A 16930-nucleotide genomic window follows, 5' to 3' on the forward strand; every position below is an offset into this window, starting at 1 on the left:
GATCCCGTCGTAACCTTCACAACCCGAAAGGAACAACCATGACCGTCAAAACACTGACCGGCGCCGATTTCGAGTCGACGATACTTGCGAGCCCCGTCGTGCTCGTTGACTTCTGGGCCCCGTGGTGCGGACCATGCCGGGCATTCGCCCCGGTCTTCGAACGGTCCGCGGAAAATCACCCGGACGTCGTCCACGCCAAGGTGGACACCGATACCGAGCGCGAATTGGCGGCGACCGTAGGCATCCGCTCCGTGCCGACCATCATGGCGTTCCGGGAGGGCATCCTCGTTTACAGCCAGCCGGGAGCAATGTCAGCGGTGGTGCTGGACAACTTGATCGACAAGATCAAGGGTCTTGACATGGAGCGGGCGCGCGCTCAGATCGCTGAGCGCAAAGCTGCCGTGAAGGCATAGTGGTCCAGCCGCTTTCCTGAAGAGTAGTGAGCCACCATGTGCTACCCCATACGCTGCCGCCGCTGCGGCAACATCACCTGGGCGGGTTGCGGCCAGCATGCCGAGAGCGTGATGAAACGCGTGCCCGCTGACCAACGATGCACCTGCAGCCATAGCACCGCCAGATAGCGCACCCCTGGTCAGGTCGTCAGGATGGTCGCCGCGGCGGTGCCCGGCGCGCCATAGAGCTGAGCGAACCCGACCCGCGGCTCACCCGGTACTTGGCGATCGCCTGCCTCGCCGCGAAGTTGGCGCACCAGTTCATGAATCTGGCGCAGGCCGGACGCCCCGATCGGTTCGCCGTTGGCGATCAGCCCGCCGTCGGTGTTGATCGGCATCGAACCGCGGATCTCGGTGGCACCGCCGGCCAGCAGCTTCTCCTGCTCGCCGTCGGCGCAGAAGCCGCATTCGGCCATGTGGATGATCTCCGCGCCGGCGTCGGTGTCCTGCAGCTGAATGACGTCGACGTCTTCCGGTGCCACACCGGCCTTTTCGAACGCGGCTTTGGCCGCATACACGGTCGGCGCCACATCCTCGTCGACCGGGGCGAAGGTGGTGTTCACCTCGTAGGCCCCGTAACGGCGGGTGCGCACCTCGACCGCACGCAGGAAGATCGGCTTGGCGGCGTAGCGGTGCGCGATGTCGGCGCGACACATGACCACGGCCGCCGCACCCTCGTCGGGCGCGCAGAACATGTACTGGGTGAGCGGGTAGTTCAGCATCGTCGAGTTGAGGATCTCGTCTTCCGGAATCGGCTTGCGCCGGAACGCGTTCGGATTCCGCGCGCCGTTGCGGAAGTTCTTGGCGGCCACCTTGGCGAGGCTCTGCTGGGAGATGCCATGTTGGTGCAGGTAGCGGTTGGCTTTCATGCCGAAGAATTGGGTGGTGAGGTACTGCCCGTTCTCGGCGTACCAGCGCGGCATCCCCACCAAAGCCGGGTCCTCGGTGAAGGCGCCGCGCGGATGCTTGTCCAGGCCGATGGCGATCCCGATGTCGTAGTCGCCCAGCCGGATTCCGTCGGCGCAGGACTTGGCGGCGCTGGCCGCGGTCGCGCAGGCGTTGAACACGTTGGTGAAGGGGATGCCCGAGAGCCCGACCATGGCGACGATCGCGTCGGGATTGGCGACCGTCCAGCTGCCCCCGGTAGCGGCTTGAATGTCCTTCCACTCGATACCCGCGTCGTCGACGGCGAGCCGGATGGCGTCGACGCCCATCTCCATAGCGGACTTGCCCTCGAAACGACCGAATGGGTGCAGACCCACGCCGATGATCGCGACGTCACTGTTGCTGGTGGTCAAGCGATGGCTCCTGACTCTTTCAGTTCGGCGATGCGGTCCCAGTCCATCCCGAGCTCCATCAGGACGATTTCGGTGTGCTCGGACGCCTGCGGGGCCCGGGTGGTGACGAGCGGTTCGTGGTTGAACTGCACCGGCCCGCGGACGACCTTGAACGGTGCGCCGCCGCCGGCGAGCTCGACCTCGCTGATCATGTCGTTGGCAAGCGCCTGCTCGTCGGCGACCAGGTCGATGAGGCTCTGGAACGGCGCCCACTGGCCCTTCATCGTCTTGAGGTGCTGGCGCCAGTAGTCAAAGGACTTGCCGGCGAAGGCCTTTGAGATCAGCTCGGCGGCCGCGTCGGCGTTCTGGATCAACGGGAGGACGTCGGCGAAGCGAGGGTCGTCGGCCGCTTCGGGGATGCCGAGGTGCTCGAACGTGTCGCGGATCAACCCGGTCGGGCTGATGATGCACAGGTTGATGGTGCCGCCGTCGGAGGTTTCGTAGTTGCCCATGAAGGGATTCACCGACGGTGCGCCCGAACCCGGCATGGGCGTGCGCATGACTTCGCCGGTCTCCATGCCCTGCGTCACGCTCGCGCCCGCCGCCCACCAAGCCGTGCTCAGCAGCGACACGTCGAGCTCGACCGCTTCGCCGGTGCGCTCGCGATGCAGCAGCGCGGCCGAGATGCCGCCGGCAATGAACATGCCGCCGATGGAGTCGCCGAACGCGGGAATGCCCTGTCCCAGTGCGCCGCCCAATTCCTCGGGCGTCAGCGCGTACCCCACGCCGCTGCGCGTCCAGAACGCCGTGCCATCATAGCCGCCGATGTCACGCTCGGCCCCCTTGTCGCCGTAGGCGCTGCCGCGGGCATACACGATGTTCGGGTTCACGGCGCGAATGTGCTCCACGTCGAACTTGTGCTTCTGCCGCTGCGCGGGCATGTAGTTGGTCAGGAACACATCCGCGGTCTTGGCTAATTCGTAGATCACTTCCTGACCGCCCGGCGTGGAGACGTCGATCCCGACGCTGCGCTTGCCCCGGTTGGGATGTTCCATCAGCGGATGCCGCTCCGGGTCAACCTGGATGCCCCCCATATTGAGAAAGCCACGCTGGGTGTCCCCGCGCGCCGGGTGCTCGACCTTGATGACGTCGGCGCCCCAGTCGGCGAGGATCGCACCGGCGGCGGGGACGAACGTGAACTGCGCAACCTCGAGGACCCGAAAGCCCTGCATTACCTTCACCATTCCCGGGACCCTACTTCGCGTCGAACGTAACCGGAAGCGCGGTCGGTGAACGGAACGGCTGACCGTGGATATGCGGGTCGCCATCGGTGAGCAGGTTGATGTCGGTCACCCGATCCAACAGACATTCGAGGGCGACCCGGGTCTCCATGCGCGCGAGGTGCAGACCCAGGCAGGTGTGCTCGCCGGCGGCAAACGAGATGTGCGGCACGTGCGCACGGAAGATATCGAATTCTTCCGGGCGCTCCCAGCGGTGTCCGTCGCGGTTTGCCGAGCCGATGCACACGTCGACCACCGAACGCGCCGGGATCTTGATGCCCTCCAATTCGGTGTCCTCGGAGGTGAACCGCTGCACGGTGGTCAAGGGCGTCTCAACGCGCAGACCCTCCTCGATCGCCGGCGCGATCAACGCGTGATCGGCCTGCAGCGCGGCGAGCTGTCCGGGGTGGGTGAGCAACAGGAACAGCAGGTTGCCCGATGACCGGTAGGTGGTTTCCAGCCCGGCGGGCAGCAGCAGCCGCAGGAACGAGTAGATGGCTTCGTCGCTGAGCTTTTCGCCGTCGATCTCCGCGGTGACCAGGTCACCGATGATGTCCTCGGTCGGCTTGGCCTTGCGCGCTTCGATCTGCTCGAGGAAATAGTCCTTCAACGCCGCCGACGCTTCGAAGGCGCGTTCGTAGCGGACCGCGTAACTGATCAGCTCCACCGCGCGCCGGTGGAACATGGGCAGGTCGTCTGCCGGCAGACCCAGCAATGTGGCGATGACCCGGGTGGGAAATTCGAACGTGAACTGGCGCACCAGATCGGCCCGGCCGGCGTCGATGAACTCATCGATGAGGGCGTTGCAGATCGGCCGCACGACGGTGGGCTCCCAGCGGGCCAGGGCCTTGGACTTGAACGCCGCGGACACCAGATTGCGGTGGTCGCGATGCTTCTTGCCCTCCATGGCCAGGATGGTCGGCCCCATGAACAGCCCGATGGTGGTGTCGTACATCGCCGAACTGAACACCCGGCCGTCGCGAAACACCGTGTTCACCGCGTCGAACGACACCGCCGCGAAAGAGCGCTTGGGTCGCAGCGACTCGGGGGTTTTGGAATAGTCCATCACCGTGCCCCGAAAAACCCCGCCCTCGTTGCGCTTCTGCGCGAAAAAGGGGTACGGGTCACGCAGGAAGTCGACGGGCTTGTCGTCGGTGCCGGCATCCTCAAGCTGACTTTCCACGGCTGCTCTCCCGGTCGGGTACACGGTCGTACTGTAAAGATTACAGTAGACTATATCGACTCGGCCACGGCTGCCGTAAGCTGTGCAGCCATGGGTTCAGTTGACCGACAGGTTGGCGGTCCGGCCGGGCAGCAGCGGGCCGATTTGCAGGCGATGCTGGACCGGCAGCGGCGATCCTTTTCGGCCGAGGGTCCGCCCCCCGTCGCAGTCCGGCGCAACCGCATCGATCGCCTGATGGCGTTGCTGCTGGACAACAGTGATGCGTTCATCGACGCCATGGCCGCCGACTACGGCACCAGGTCCAAGGCGGCCTCTCTGTTCACCGAGATCATCGGGATCACCTCGGTGGTCGAGCACACCAGATCCCATGTGGCGCAATGGATGCGCCCGACCAAGCTGATGCCCGCCGCACGGCTGTGCGGCCTGCGGGCCGAAGTCCAGCCCACCCCGCTCGGCGTCGTCGGTGTGATCGGGCCGTGGAACTTCCCGGTCAACCTTGTGGTGCTGCCCGCATCGGCGGCTTTTGCGGCCGGCAACCGGGTGATGATCAAGATGTCGGAGGTCACCGCGCACACCGCGGATCTGATGGCGGCGATCGCACCCAGGTACTTCGACGCGACCGAGCTCGATGTGGTCACCGGCGGCGCCGACGTCGCGGCCGCCTTCTCGGAGCTGCCGTTCGATCGTCTGTTCTTCACCGGCTCACCGTCGGTGGGTGCGCTGGTGCAACGCGCGGCCGCCCAGAACCTCGTTCCGGTGACCCTGGAACTCGGCGGCAAGAACCCGGCGGTCGTCGCGCCGGGCGCCGACATCGCGCGGTCGGCATCCCGCATCACCCGGGGGCGCATGGTCAACGGCGGTCAGGTGTGCGTCTGCCCCGATTACGTCCTGGTGCCCGACGACCACCTCGACGCCTTCGTCGACACCGCGCGCGAAACCTTGCGCGGCATGTTCCCGACGGTCATTACCAACGCCGACTACTGCTCCAGCGTCAACCAGGCCAATTTCGACCGGGTGGTGCGGCTCATCGACGATGCGCGGGCGCACGGTGCTCGCGTGGAAACGATTGCCCCGAACGGGGAGTCATTGCCCGACCGTGCCAGCCGCAAGATCGCACCCACCATTGTCCGTGACGTCGACGACCGGATGCGGATCGCCGACGAGGAGGTCTTCGGCCCCGTGCTGGCCGTCCTGGGGTACTCCCGTCTGAACGAGGCGATCGACTACATCAACCGGCGGCCGGCGCCGCTGGTGGCCTACTGGTACGGCCCCGACGACGACGATTTCCGCACCTTTGTCCGCAGTACCCGCAGCGGCGGCGTCGCGCGCAATGATTTTGCGGCGCAGATGATTCCGTCCGGAGCTCCGTTCGGGGGAGTGGGTCGCAGCGGGATGGGCGCCTATCACGGCAAGGCCGGGTTCGATACGTTCAGTCATTACCGCACCGTGGTCGGCAACGACCTGCCGTTCAGTATCACCGGGACCGCGGCGCCGCCGTTCGGCCGTTCGTTGCGGTTCTACGCCAATACCGCCCTGCGGATCGCGCGTGTCCGTACGCACCGCCGGCTGAAGGAGGCTGCGAAATGACGGTCGCCGAACTGGAATTCGATCCGTTCTCGGAGGACTTCTTCAACGGGCCGTACGAGACGTATCGCCGGATGCGTGAGGAAGCCCCGGTCTATTACAGCGAACGGTACGACTTTTACGCGCTGAGCCGGCACGTGGACGTCGCCGCGGCGTACAAGAACTTCGAGACGTACTCGTCGGCGCGCGGAGTGGACCTCGCGGCGGTGCGCTCTGAGGAACCCATGGGGCACAAGTCGATCATCATGATGGACCCGCCCGAGCATCGGCACATGCGCGGACTGGTCAACAAGGTGTTCACCCCGCGCGCGATCGAAGCGATGCGCCCGCTGGTGACCGGCCTGGTCGACCGCCATCTCGGCGCCACCGACCCCGCGGGATTCGATGTCGTTCAGGACTTCTCGGCGTTGTTCCCCGTCGAAGTCATCACGACGATGCTCGGGGTACCGCAGGAGGATCGTCAGCAGATCCGGCTGTGGCTCGACGAATTCCTGCACCGCGAGCCGGGCGAGGTCGAGATGTCAGAGGCGGGCTTCCAGGCCGCCACGCAAATGGCGATCGCCTACTACCAGCTGGTGACGAAGCGCAGGGCCGATCCGCGTAACGACATGATCAGTGCCTTGGTGGCGGCCCGGGTGGAACGCGAGAACGGTGAGCTGACCGCGTTGGACAACATCGAAATCGCCCAGTTCGCCGTGTTGTTGGGTGGGGCGGGCGCCGAGACGGTGACCAAGCTGGTGGCCAACGCGGTGGTGTTGTGTGCCCGCCATCCCGAGCAATGGCAGAAGTTGCTCGACGACCGCAGCAGGATCCCCGCGGCGGTCGAAGAGGTGCTGCGCTACGAATCCCCGAATCAGTACAACGTGCGCTGCTCGCGCGAAGACGTCACCCTGCACGGCGTCACCATCCCGGCCGGCAAACCGGTGTTCCTCCTACTGGGCTCGGCCAACCGTGATCCCGACGCGTGGACGAAGCCAGAAGTCTTCGACATCGACCGTGACCGCGCCGAGGCGCAGAACCTCGGATTCGGCTACGGGATCCACAGTTGCCTCGGGGCGGCACTGGCGCGCATGGAAAGCGCTGTCGCACTGCAGAAGTTGCTCGATCACATGCCGCGCTACGAGGTGGACTGGGCCGGCTGCCGTCGCGTCAACATGCAAAACGTCGCCGGTTGGAACAACGTCCCCGTGCGGGTGCTGCCGTAATCAGCGGCCGGTGCGCCCCGAGCGGGAGTTCGTCACTCTCGCGGCATAGGCCTGCAGAGCAGCGTAGTGCGCGCCCAGCAGCCGGGGCATCGCCGCCATCGCGCGTCCATCGGGTCCGATGAGGATTCTGGCCCGGTTCTTCTCGGCCCCCCGGAGAATGAGGCGCGCCGCCTTCTCGGGAGAGGTGAGCGCCGCGCGGGCGAAGAGTTTCGCCGCCATCTCGGGATCCTCGGTATCGGCGGCGCGCATGTTGGTCCCGAAGTTGGTTCGGACCACCCCGGGGTGCACGCAGTGCACCGTCACCGGATGGCGTTCGATGATCATCTCCTGGCGAAGCGCCTCCGTGAAACCGCGCACCGCAAACTTCGCCGTGCTGTAGGCGCCCTGATAGGGCACCGCGATCAGTCCGAAGGCGCTGGACAGGTTGACCAACCGCGCGGGGCGCTCCGAAGTGCCGGACTCGATCAGCTGCGGCAGGAACGCCTTGGTCCCATTGACGACGCCGCCGACGTTGATGCCGATGAGCCAATCGAAGTCGGTCCACGACATGTCGGCCACGCTCGCGAACAGGTCAACTCCGGCGTTGTTGAACAACATTGAGGCGGGCCCGAGCTGCCGGCGCACGTCCTCGGCGAAGCCCAACACCGCTTCCCGGTCCGCCACGTCGACCCGGTACCCTGTGACCTGGCCGGGCGGGCACGCCGCCCGGGTCTCGGCCAGGCCCTTTTCGTCGATGTCGGACGCCGCGACGTGCGCCCCGTCCGCGGTGAGCGCCCGCGTCAACGCGCGGCCGATACCGGAGCCGGCACCGGTGACGACGGCGATGCGCTCCTGGTATTTCATGAATTCCCCGCTTCCACAATCGCTTTGATCCGGCCCACCGAAAGATCAAGGTTTTTTGCAGATCCTGACGACGATCCCGGACGAACAAGAACAGGTGCTCGAACACCAGGGCGGCCAAAGGCAACCGAACGCACATCCGGAACTCTTCGGTGAGACGCGTTGCGCCGGCGGTGGAACCGGGCTCGATGACGTACGTCCACTGCGTCCAGTCCCCACCCATGGCCTGAACGACGAAGGAGAATCTCTGTCCCGGTGCGGCGTCGACGACGTTCGCCACGGTGCGCCACCGGCCGAGCCGGCGGTGATTCCACGCTCGGAAGCGATCCGGTGCCAGCCACTCCGCCCGTGTCGTCTCGGGGCTCCACTCGGGGATTCGCGTGACGTCGGAGACGACGGCGTAGATCTGGTCCGCAGAGGCTCGCACTTCGGTCGATGCCGTGAGCGTCTCGTCCTTCTGCAGCAGTGGCATTTTCAGCCGTTCACCGCTTGCTCACGCGCCCATCGGTAGTCGGCCTTACCCGACGGGCTGCGCTCGATGGCCGGACGGAAGACGATCGCCTTGGGGAGTTTGTAGCGCGCCAGCGACTGCGCCGCGTGGGCCACCAGCTCGTCGACCTCGGCGCGGCCGCCCTGGGCAAGCGCCACCACCGCGACAACCTCCTGGCCCCACCGCTCGCTGGGCCGTCCGGTGACCACCACGTCGGCCACCGCGGGATGCGATGCGAGGGCCGTTTCGACCTCCTCGACGAAGATCTTCTCGCCGCCGGAGTTGATGGTCACCGAATCGCGACCCAGCAATTCGACCGAGCCGTCCGTGCCGTGGCGCGCGCGGTCGCCGGGGATGGCATACCGAACGCCGTCGATCACCGGAAACGTCTTGGCCGTCTTGGCCGCATCGCCCTTGTAGCCCAGCGGAACATAGCCGCGTTGCGCCAGCCAGCCCATGCCGTCGTGGCCGGGTTCGAGGATGGCCGTCAGATCCTCGGCGGCCACGAACGTGTCCGGACCCGCGTTGAACGTGCCGGTGGTCACCGCGCCCGAGGTCGACATGTGGTGCATCTGCGACCCGGTCTCCGACGACCCGACGCCGTCGACGACGACGGCGTTCGGGAGCACTTCGATCAAGCGCTGCTTGACGTACGGGGTCAACAGGGCACCGCCGTTGGCGACGACGGCCAGCGACGACACGTCCGCGATGCCCTTCTCGATGGCGGCCACCAGAGGGCGCGCCATCGCGTCGCCGACCACCGTGACCACCATGACTTTCTCCCGCTCGATGGTGCGCACCACGTCGTCGGCGTCCAGGTGGTCGACGACCGTGGGAAAGACGACGGACTGACCCGTGGTGACCGCCGTCATCACGCTCCACTGGGCCGCGCCGTGGATCAGCGGGGGCAGGATCATCAACTTGCTGCCCGGGCCGGCGGTGGCGCGCTCGACGATCTCGTCGAGAGACGCGGAGGGCTCGCCGGTCATGAGGTTGCGCCCGCCGAAGGACGTCATGAAGATGTCGTGCTGGCGCCACAACACGCCCTTCGGCATGCCCGTCGTGCCCCCGGTGTACAGAACGTACAAGTCGTCGGCGGAGTGCTGCACCGGCGGCGGCTCCGGAGACACCGATGCCCGGGCGGCCTCGTAATCGATTGCGCCGTCCAGCAAGTCGTTGCCCGAGTCGTCGGCGATCTGGATCAGCACGCGTAGCCGCGGGAGGTGCGGGAGGATTTCGGCCACGCGCGGCGCGAACGCGGCGTGGTAGAGCAGCGCGGTCGCCCCGGAATCCGCCAGCAGATAGTGCAGCTCGCTTTTCACGTAGCGGAAGTTGACGTTGAAGGGGGCGACCCGCGCCTGGAAGGCGCCCAGCAGCGCCTCGACGAATTCGTTCCCGTTGTAGGCATAGAGGCCCAGCAGGTCTTGGCCCACCTCGTGGCCGGCCAGCGCCGAGCGCTCGGTGTGGCATCCCAGCCCTTGCAAGTGCAGGTAGGCGGCGAGCCGGTTCGAGCGGTCGATCACCTGCGCGTAGGTGTACCGGCGATCCCCCTGGATGATGAGCTCGCGATCGGGGAGGGCGGCCGCGACGGCCTTCGCGACCGCCGGCACCGTGAATGTTGTTGTGGTGTCGGACATCATGCCTCTCACGGCTGGTGGGGTAGCAGGCGAACCATCAGGCCGTTGGCTTCGCTGAGCAACGTGCCGTCGGCATCTGTCATAGTAGCGTCAATGAAAAACTTCCGGCCGTCGACGCCCGTGATGCGTCCCCGGGCGATCAGCGGCTGGTCAATCGGGGTGATGTTGCGGTAATCCACGTGCAGAAACCCCGTGCGTGTGGGTGGACAGTTCGCGGTGGAGACCACCATGCCGAACAGCCAGTCGTAGAACAGCGGGATCATGCCGCCGTGCACGGCCCGGTTCCCGCCGACGTGCGAGGTGGTGAAATGACCGGTCATGGTGACGCCGTCGGGCCCGGACTCGGTCACCATCCAGGGCGGCATCAGGGGATGAGCCAACCCGGGCAGGCTCAGCACCCGACCGGCCACCGCCTCGGTCTCCGGGACCTGGTGGCCGTCCAGCAGCGCGCAGGCGTTCTCCAGCTGCACGGTCGCGGCGGCCCACAGCTCGGGCTCCGGCTTGGTGGACACGGTCAGGTCCTGCAGGCGGCGCAGCGTGGCGACGAACGGGCCCAGTTCGGCTGGAGCGTCCTCGACGGGTTTGATGTCGGGGAATCCGCCACGAATTTCCGGCGCTGTGTCGGTCATCGCGGTCCTTCGTCCCAAGACCGGAGCAGATCGTCGGTGCTGGTGATGGTGGCCAGCAGCGACAGGGTGTTGGCGATCATCGCTGCACCATAGTCAGCCGGTATGCCGGCGACCGCGTCGCGGGGCAGCACCACCCGGTAGGCGGCGTTGACGGCGTCCATGACGAGGTTGGGGATCGCGATGTTCAGCGAAACACCCACCACGACAATGGTCGTCACGCCGAGATTGCGTAACACCGCGTCCAGGTCGGTGCCGCCCATCGGGCCCACGCCGTGCCAGCGGCGCAACACCAAATCCGAGGGCTGCGGCCCTAATTCGGGTAGCAATTCCGCACCCGGTGTGCCGGGCGTGATGTCCACCCGGTTGCCGCCGCCCATCGCGAAGATCTTCGCGTTGTGGTTGGAGCCGAGCCCGTCGGGCCGCCGCTGCACCAGGCAGTGCACGACGCGCACCCCGGCCGCCCGCGCCGGCGGCAACAGCCGCGCGATATTCGGCAGCGCCTCGCGGCGGGCCTCCTCGGCGAGCACGGCCAGTCCGGCGTCGGGACCCATCACCGCACCCTGGCACTCCTGGGTGACGATCGCGGTGCGCTCCGGCGCGACGAGTTCCGCCAGGCCGATCATGCCGGTGACGACATTTCGAGGGGCGGCACCTCGTAGAACTGAGTCGCCCACTTCCGCAGTGCCATATAGCCTTTCGCGTCCACCTTGGACAGCGGCGGATGCTCCACGTACTTCTGGTAGCGCCAGATTTGCAGATCGTCGAACACGGTGGACAGGAACTGCTTCTCGATGACTTCGCGCAGTTTGCCGTCCGGAACGTCTGCGGTGTCCCCGGGGATCCGTGGCCACCAGATCGAGTAGAACAAGTCCGAGCATTCATCGTCGACCGGTGTGCACGTGAAGATCAGCCGATGATTCTGTGCGCCTTCGAAAACGCTGATCGCCCCGCCGAGGCCGAACAGGTGGCTGTGAAACCGCAACGCGAGGTCCTCGGGATCGTCGCTGCGCGCATCCGGCCAACCCGCGACGAACTGCCACTCCTGGTCGACGATTTTCCAATCCAGCACCCGGGGCGTCACGGTGGCGTGGTGCACGTACTCGAAATGGGCGCTGTCAGGGGCGTTCTCGGCCACGATCTGCGGATGCACCGGTTCGCGCTCGGCGCGCCGGGAAAACTCCGGATACGCCCGGTAGTATGCCGCCGGATCGGTCTCGAATTGCGGGAACTTGCGAAAGATATCGGGCATTTCCCACTGCGGCTCCTTGCCGTCCGGCTGGTGCCAGAGGAACACGCAGTCGTACTGCTCCCGGACCGGGTAAACCCGCAGCCGTAGCGCGCGGTTGGGCCGATCCGGCTGGTACGGGATGTACTTGTTGCAGCCGTCCGGGCCCCAGCGCCAGCCGTGGAACGGGCACTCCACGCAGTCGCCGACGACCTTGCCGCCGTGGCCGATGTGGGCGCCGAGGTGCTTGCAGTGCGCTTCCAGAACGTGCAGCTCACCGGACTCGTCCCGATAGGCCACCAGGTCCTCCCCGAAATAGTGCAGCGGCCGGACCTCGCCGACGGGAAACTCCGGAGACCAGCCGACCATGAACCAGCCGGTGACCTTCCAGGTGAATGGGACTTTCACGCCGGCGCCTCCCGTGATCGTTGATACTAAATCCATTACAGTATAGATTTCAGCAGTCCGGCCCGCGCGCGGCAAGGAGCGAAATGACGACAGCGGCTGACGAGCTGGAAGCGATCCGGCAGCTGAAGGCGCGCTACTGCCGTTTCCTGGACACCAAGGACCTCGAGTCCTGGCGCGACGTGTTCACCCCCGACGTGGTGGTGACGCTCGACATGGCGGTGTCCACCGCGGGTGCGGACCCGCAGACCGCACCGCCTTTGGCGGGTGTCGACAACTTCGCGCCGATGGTGATGGGCGGCCTCGAGGGAGTTTCCACCAAACATCACTGCCACACCCCCGAGATCACCCTCACCTCCGCCACCACCGCGACCGGAATCTGGGCGATGGAGGACCTGCTGATCTTCGGTGACGGCCGCGAGTTGTACGGCGCCGGCCACTACCACGAGACCTACGAGAAGCGGGACCGCCGCTGGCAGATCAAGTCCCTGCGCCTGACCCGAACCATCCTGAAGATCACGGGCGGTGACGATGGTTGAAGATGATCCCTGCTGCGACGTCCTCGTCATCGGTGCCGGGTTCTCCGGGCTGTACATGCTGCACCGGCTGCGGCAGCTCGGGCTACGCACCCAAGTCCTGGAGATGGCCGAAAACGTGGGCGGCACCTGGCTTTTCAATCGATACCCGGGCGCGCGGTGCGACATCGAGAGCATCGAATACTCCTACAGCTTCTCCGAAGAGATTGAGCAGGAGTGGGTGTGGACGGAGTCGATGCCGGCCCAGCCCGAGATCGAGGCCTATCTCAACTTCGTCGCCGACCGGCTCGACCTGCGCCGCGACATCCGATTCGGCACCAAGGTCGTCGCGATGACGTTCGACGAAGAAGCCGCGATCTGGTCGGTGCGCACCGAAGCGGGCGAAACTTTCCGGGTTCCGTTCGTCGTCGCCGCCTCCGGCATCCTGTCCGTACCGTTGGAACCCGACATCCCCGGAATGGACACCTTCGCCGGGGCGTCGCTGTTCACCAGCCGCTGGCCCGAGGGCGGCGCCGAGCTGGCCGGCGAGCGAGTCGGCGTCATCGGTACCGGCTCGACCGGGGTTCAGCTCATCCCGGTGGTCGCCCGAGAAGCCCTGCACCTCTCGGTGTTTCAGCGCTCTCCCGCATACACCCTGCCCTGGCGGGTGCATCGGTTCTCCCCGGGCGAGCTGGACGAGATGAAGGCCCGCTACGGCGAAATCCGTGCGGCCCAACGCGCCCACCCGATCGGTGCCGCGCGGCTGAGCGCCTTCTCCGTCCTGCTCGAGATGCTCGGCAGGCCGCCGTTGAAGTCGGCGACGCGCGAAGAACAACTGCGCGCCATCGAGGAGAACGGCGTCATGGGCGCGTTGAACTGGGGCGACATCTTCTTCGACATCGAAGCCAACCGGATGGCCGCCAAACTGTACGGCGAGGCGGTGGCCCGGATCGTCGAGGACCCGGACACCGCCGCGTCCCTCGTGCCGGTGCATCCCTTCGCCTGTAAGCGCCCGATCATCGACCAGGGTTACTACGAGACGTTCAACCGGGACAACGTCACGCTGGTCGACCTGCGGAAGTTCCCGATCCGCGAGATCACACCGGCCGGCATCCGCACCGAGAACGGGTTGCACGAACTCGACGTCATCGTCTATGCCACCGGGTTTGACGCCATGACCGGCGCGCTCAGCCGAATCGACGTCCGCGGCCGCGGCGGCGTCTCACTCGGCGAATTCTGGGCCACCCAAGGTCCGCTGTCGTATCTGGGATTGGCGGTCGCGGGGTTCCCGAACCTCTTCACGGTTCAGGGCCCGGGCAGCCCGAGCGCCGCGACGAACTTCGTCGCCGCCCTCGAACAGCACGTGGAGTGGATCGGCGACTGCATCTCCTATCTGCGCGCCAACGACATCCGCACCATCGAGGCGCGCAGCACCGCTCAGCAGGAATGGATCGACCACGCCACGGCGCTCGTCGCGCCGACGGTTCTGGTCCACCCGTCGTGCAACTCCTGGTACAACGGTGGCAACGTGCCCGGCAAGAAACGGATGTATATGGGCTATACCGGCGGAATCCCCGAATACCGGCGCCGCTGCGACGAAATCGCGGCGAGCGGATACACCGGATTCAAACTGGCGTAGCTGCTGAAGGTGAGCGACATGGCGAAGGCATTGAACGGGCTGAGCCTGGCCAAAGACGTGGCCCGCGAGCTCGGAATGCTGGTGCCGCGTACGGTGGCCGGTCTGCAGGAGTCGACCGGTTGGACCCCGCTGTCACCGCGCGGTGCGCGCCAGTTCGGCGAGGTCATGCTCGACGAGCTTGTGCTGAGCGGCTTTTCGCTGCTGGGCGGCAGCCCCGCGGCGATGCGCCCGTTGGACGCGTGCACCGCGGCCGCCCAAGAGCTTTCGGCGCTCGGCATCGACCGCGCGCATGCCGAGCCGAAACCGTTGCGGGCAACCTCGATACGCCGGCGCAGTATCGCGGGCCTGGCATACGAACGGATGGTCTTCGAACACGATCCGGCCTTGCCGCCGACCCTGGCGGCCGACGGGTTGGGCGGCCCGGCGCGGGCGGTGGTGCACGTGTGCCGGCACCGCGACGGGCCCAGGCCGTGGCTGGTCTGGGTGCACGGCGCCGGGCAGGGCGGCACCGAAGACCTGCTGATGTCCGGCATCGGCCGGATACATCGCAACCTGGGGTTCAACATCGCGATGCCGGTGCAGCCCGGCCACGGGTGCCGGCGCCGGCAGTGGCCCGTCTATCCCGACATGGACCCGCTCGGCAACGTCGCGGGAATGATGCGCGTCGTCTCGGAGGTGCGCGCCGTGGTGCGCTGGGCGCAGGCGCAAGCCACCGCCGTTGTGGTGGCCGGGATTTCGATGGGTAGCCCGGTGGCCGCGCTCGTTTCCCACCTGGAGAAACAGATCGATGCGGTCGCCGTGTACACGCCGATTCTGGGACTCAACGCGATGATCGCGCGACACCTTCAGCGGTGGGGGCCCTCGCGCGACGGATTCCGCGAGCTGCTGGAATCTCCCGTGGTCACCCAGCTGACCACGGTGATCGACCCCTTGGCGGTCACTCCGTCGGCGCCGCCGCAACGCCGGCTCATCGTCGGGGCGTGGCACGACCGGATGGCGATGCGCGAGCCCGCGAATGCATTGCAGGAACGCTGGGCCGGCCAGTTGTACTGGTACGACGGCAGCCACGTCGGGCACATCTTCTCCCGGCGCGTGCAGCGCATCACCGATCGATTCCTGCGCGACGCGGTACCCGGCTGATGGCGCCAACGTGGACGGCACGGGCGGTGGTCGAGCTCTACAACCTCGTCGTGTGGAACGAACGCAACATCGACCTGGCCGAGGAGTTGTTGGGCGACACCGTCATCCGGCACGAGGTCGGTGCGGCACACACACTGACCCACGCCGAAGCGGTCCAGCGGGTGGTGGACATGTGGCAGGCGGCCGATTCGTTGCACTTCGATCTCAACGTCGTCATCGAGGGCGACGACGGCGAGCACGTGGCGATCGTCTACGACTCGACGATCAGGACCAAGGACGGCACCGAAACGAATATCGCCAGCATCGAGGTGTTCCGCGTCGTCGATGGCAAGATTACCGAGGTTTGGAACTGCGGCTACCAGCAAGGGGTTTGGAATTGAGTGACCGTGCGCTTGATGAATTGGGCTTCTATCTACTGGCCGGGGCCGGCGGCGAGGGCCCGGCAACATTGATGGACGAGGCTCGCCATGGCGAGGAACTCGGCTTCGGCACCGCATTCATCTCCGAACGGTGGAACGTCAAAGAGGCGTCGTCCCTGGTCGGGGCGGCGTGCGCGGTGACCACTCGAATGCAGATCGCCACCGCCGCAACCAATCACAACACCCGCCATCCGTTGATCACGGGATCGTGGGCGACCACGATGCATCGCCTTTCCGGCGGCCGGTTCACGCTGGGCGTCGGCCGGGGCATCGCCGCGATCTACGGGGCCTTCGGCATACCGGCGGTGACGACCGCACAGATGGAGGATTGGGCCCAGGTCATGCGCCGGCTGTGGCACGGCGAGCTGATCTTCAACCACGACGGCCCGATGGGCAAGTACCCCATCCTGTTTCTCGATCCGGACTTCAACGAAGACATCCGGTTGGCGCTGGTGGCTTTCGGGCCCAACACGCTCGCGCTCGGAGGGCGCGTGTTCGACGACGTCATCCTGCACACCTACTTCACGCCCGAGACCTTGCGGCGCAGCGTCAAAACCGTGAAGGCGGCCGCGGAGAAGGCGGGCCGCGATCCCGACAGCGTGCGGGTGTGGTCGTGTTTCGCGACCGTCGGTGACCACCTGCCCGAGGAGTTGCGGCTGAAGAAGACCGTCGCGCGGCTGGCCACCTATCTGCAGGGATACGGCGACCTGCTGGTCAAAACCAACGACTGGGATCCCGCTGTGCTGCAACGGTTCCGCGAAGACCCGGTGGTCACATCGATCGCAGGCGGGATCGATCACAAGGGCACGGCCGAGCAGATCGAGCACATCGCGACGCTGATTCCCGACGAATGGCTCGAGCCCTCGGCCACCGGGTCGGCGAGTGAATGCGTGGACCGTATCCGCAAGGAATTCGACTACGGGGCCGACGCGGTCATCATGCACGGCGCCACACCCGACGAGCTCGAGCCGATCGTCGCGGCCTACCGTTCTTGACCGCGAAAGTGCAAC

General features: G+C 66.4%; 16 protein-coding genes and 1 pseudogene. 8 read left to right on the top strand and 9 right to left on the bottom strand.

The features are described 5' to 3' along the window. Positions 1-38 precede the first annotated feature (38 nt). Positions 39-413 carry a thioredoxin gene (gene trxA / locus EPN51_RS00840; protein WP_293035009.1) on the top strand — a complete coding sequence of 125 codons (375 nt, stop codon included), beginning with the start codon at positions 39-41 and terminating at the stop codon, positions 411-413. Between the two features lie 179 nt (positions 414-592). Here the strand turns inward: trxA and EPN51_RS00845 are convergent, their stop codons facing one another. Genes EPN51_RS00845 through EPN51_RS00855 form a run of 3 tightly spaced genes read right to left on the bottom strand, consistent with a single transcriptional unit; the run spans position 593 to position 4192 of the window. Next, the gene (locus EPN51_RS00845; RefSeq protein ID WP_293035011.1) at positions 593-1750 is read right to left on the bottom strand and encodes a thiolase family protein; all 1158 of its coding nucleotides are present in this window, start codon (positions 1748-1750) and stop codon (positions 593-595) included. Further along, positions 1747-2961 (bottom strand): CoA transferase, encoded by a 1215-nt coding sequence (locus EPN51_RS00850; RefSeq protein WP_293035065.1) that lies wholly within the window; start codon positions 2959-2961, stop codon positions 1747-1749. The genes EPN51_RS00845 and EPN51_RS00850 overlap by 4 nt, the downstream gene beginning before the upstream one ends. 22 nt (positions 2962-2983) lie before the next feature. Beyond that, a complete protein-coding gene (locus EPN51_RS00855; RefSeq protein WP_293035013.1) occupies positions 2984-4192 on the bottom strand; it encodes a cytochrome P450 in 1209 nt (402 codons plus the stop codon). 90 nt (positions 4193-4282) lie between these two features. Here EPN51_RS00855 and EPN51_RS00860 point away from each other — a divergent pair, with 90 nt between their 5' ends. Together EPN51_RS00860 and EPN51_RS00865 are read left to right on the top strand one after the other, a co-directional pair. Then, positions 4283-5779: a coniferyl aldehyde dehydrogenase gene (locus EPN51_RS00860; RefSeq protein ID WP_293035015.1), complete on the top strand. Its 1497-nt coding sequence runs from the start codon at positions 4283-4285 to the stop codon at positions 5777-5779. After that, complete coding sequence (locus EPN51_RS00865; protein WP_293035017.1) at positions 5776-6981, top strand: cytochrome P450; 1206 nt, start codon at positions 5776-5778, stop codon at positions 6979-6981. The genes EPN51_RS00860 and EPN51_RS00865 overlap by 4 nt, the downstream gene beginning before the upstream one ends. Here the strand turns inward: EPN51_RS00865 and EPN51_RS00870 are convergent, their stop codons facing one another. The 6 genes and pseudogenes from EPN51_RS00870 to EPN51_RS00895 form a co-directional block, all read right to left on the bottom strand. After that, the gene (locus EPN51_RS00870; protein ID WP_293035019.1) at positions 6982-7824 is read right to left on the bottom strand and encodes an SDR family oxidoreductase; all 843 of its coding nucleotides are present in this window, start codon (positions 7822-7824) and stop codon (positions 6982-6984) included. A 166-nt stretch (positions 7825-7990) separates the two neighbouring features. Next, positions 7991-8293: pseudogene (locus EPN51_RS00875) on the bottom strand (SRPBCC family protein); the annotation flags it as partial. A 2-nt stretch (positions 8294-8295) separates the two neighbouring features. Next, positions 8296-9948 carry an acyl-CoA synthetase gene (locus EPN51_RS00880; RefSeq protein ID WP_293035021.1) on the bottom strand — a complete coding sequence of 551 codons (1653 nt, stop codon included), beginning with the start codon at positions 9946-9948 and terminating at the stop codon, positions 8296-8298. Between the two features lie 8 nt (positions 9949-9956). Further along, on the bottom strand, positions 9957-10577 hold the full coding sequence (locus tag EPN51_RS00885; protein ID WP_293035023.1) for a PaaI family thioesterase: 621 nt from the start codon (positions 10575-10577) through the stop codon (positions 9957-9959). Beyond that, on the bottom strand, positions 10574-11200 hold the full coding sequence (locus EPN51_RS00890) for a cysteine hydrolase (protein WP_293035025.1): 627 nt from the start codon (positions 11198-11200) through the stop codon (positions 10574-10576). Before EPN51_RS00890 ends, EPN51_RS00885 begins: the two co-directional genes overlap by 4 nt. Continuing rightward, the gene (locus tag EPN51_RS00895; RefSeq protein ID WP_293035027.1) at positions 11197-12210 is read right to left on the bottom strand and encodes a Rieske 2Fe-2S domain-containing protein; all 1014 of its coding nucleotides are present in this window, start codon (positions 12208-12210) and stop codon (positions 11197-11199) included. The genes EPN51_RS00890 and EPN51_RS00895 overlap by 4 nt, the downstream gene beginning before the upstream one ends. An 83-nt stretch (positions 12211-12293) precedes the next feature. Here EPN51_RS00895 and EPN51_RS00900 point away from each other — a divergent pair, with 83 nt between their 5' ends. From EPN51_RS00900 to EPN51_RS00920, 5 genes are read left to right on the top strand one after another with little or no spacing between them, the layout of a single operon-like run. Further along, the gene (locus tag EPN51_RS00900; protein ID WP_293035029.1) at positions 12294-12746 is read left to right on the top strand and encodes a nuclear transport factor 2 family protein; all 453 of its coding nucleotides are present in this window, start codon (positions 12294-12296) and stop codon (positions 12744-12746) included. Beyond that, complete coding sequence (locus tag EPN51_RS00905; protein WP_293035067.1) at positions 12739-14361, top strand: NAD(P)/FAD-dependent oxidoreductase; 1623 nt, start codon at positions 12739-12741, stop codon at positions 14359-14361. The genes EPN51_RS00900 and EPN51_RS00905 overlap by 8 nt, the downstream gene beginning before the upstream one ends. A gap of 18 nt (positions 14362-14379) precedes the next feature. After that, a complete protein-coding gene (locus EPN51_RS00910; protein ID WP_293035031.1) occupies positions 14380-15501 on the top strand; it encodes a PHB depolymerase family esterase in 1122 nt (373 codons plus the stop codon). Next, complete coding sequence (locus EPN51_RS00915) at positions 15501-15881, top strand: nuclear transport factor 2 family protein (protein WP_293035033.1); 381 nt, start codon at positions 15501-15503, stop codon at positions 15879-15881. Before EPN51_RS00910 ends, EPN51_RS00915 begins: the two co-directional genes overlap by 1 nt. Continuing rightward, the gene (locus EPN51_RS00920; RefSeq protein WP_293035035.1) at positions 15878-16915 is read left to right on the top strand and encodes a TIGR03857 family LLM class F420-dependent oxidoreductase; all 1038 of its coding nucleotides are present in this window, start codon (positions 15878-15880) and stop codon (positions 16913-16915) included. The genes EPN51_RS00915 and EPN51_RS00920 overlap by 4 nt, the downstream gene beginning before the upstream one ends. Positions 16916-16930 lie beyond the last annotated feature (15 nt).

This window comes from Mycobacterium sp., assembly GCF_004298145.1.
GTDB lineage: Bacteria > Actinomycetota > Actinomycetes > Mycobacteriales > Mycobacteriaceae > Mycobacterium.

Excerpts from the sequence above, each read along its gene's own strand:
- trxA (WP_293035009.1), top strand. The coding sequence starts at position 39 with ATGACCGTCAAAACACTGACCGGCGCCGATTTCGAGTCGACGATACTT.
- EPN51_RS00850 (WP_293035065.1), bottom strand. The coding sequence starts at position 2,961 with ATGCAGGGCTTTCGGGTCCTCGAGGTTGCGCAGTTCACGTTCGTCCCC.
- EPN51_RS00860 (WP_293035015.1), top strand. The coding sequence starts at position 4,283 with ATGGGTTCAGTTGACCGACAGGTTGGCGGTCCGGCCGGGCAGCAGCGG.
- EPN51_RS00865 (WP_293035017.1), top strand. The coding sequence starts at position 5,776 with ATGACGGTCGCCGAACTGGAATTCGATCCGTTCTCGGAGGACTTCTTC.
- EPN51_RS00870 (WP_293035019.1), bottom strand. The coding sequence starts at position 7,824 with ATGAAATACCAGGAGCGCATCGCCGTCGTCACCGGTGCCGGCTCCGGT.
- EPN51_RS00880 (WP_293035021.1), bottom strand. The coding sequence starts at position 9,948 with ATGTCCGACACCACAACAACATTCACGGTGCCGGCGGTCGCGAAGGCC.
- EPN51_RS00885 (WP_293035023.1), bottom strand. The coding sequence starts at position 10,577 with ATGACCGACACAGCGCCGGAAATTCGTGGCGGATTCCCCGACATCAAA.
- EPN51_RS00890 (WP_293035025.1), bottom strand. The coding sequence starts at position 11,200 with ATGATCGGCCTGGCGGAACTCGTCGCGCCGGAGCGCACCGCGATCGTC.
- EPN51_RS00900 (WP_293035029.1), top strand. The coding sequence starts at position 12,294 with ATGACGACAGCGGCTGACGAGCTGGAAGCGATCCGGCAGCTGAAGGCG.
- EPN51_RS00905 (WP_293035067.1), top strand. The coding sequence starts at position 12,739 with ATGGTTGAAGATGATCCCTGCTGCGACGTCCTCGTCATCGGTGCCGGG.
- EPN51_RS00910 (WP_293035031.1), top strand. The coding sequence starts at position 14,380 with ATGGCGAAGGCATTGAACGGGCTGAGCCTGGCCAAAGACGTGGCCCGC.
- EPN51_RS00915 (WP_293035033.1), top strand. The coding sequence starts at position 15,501 with ATGGCGCCAACGTGGACGGCACGGGCGGTGGTCGAGCTCTACAACCTC.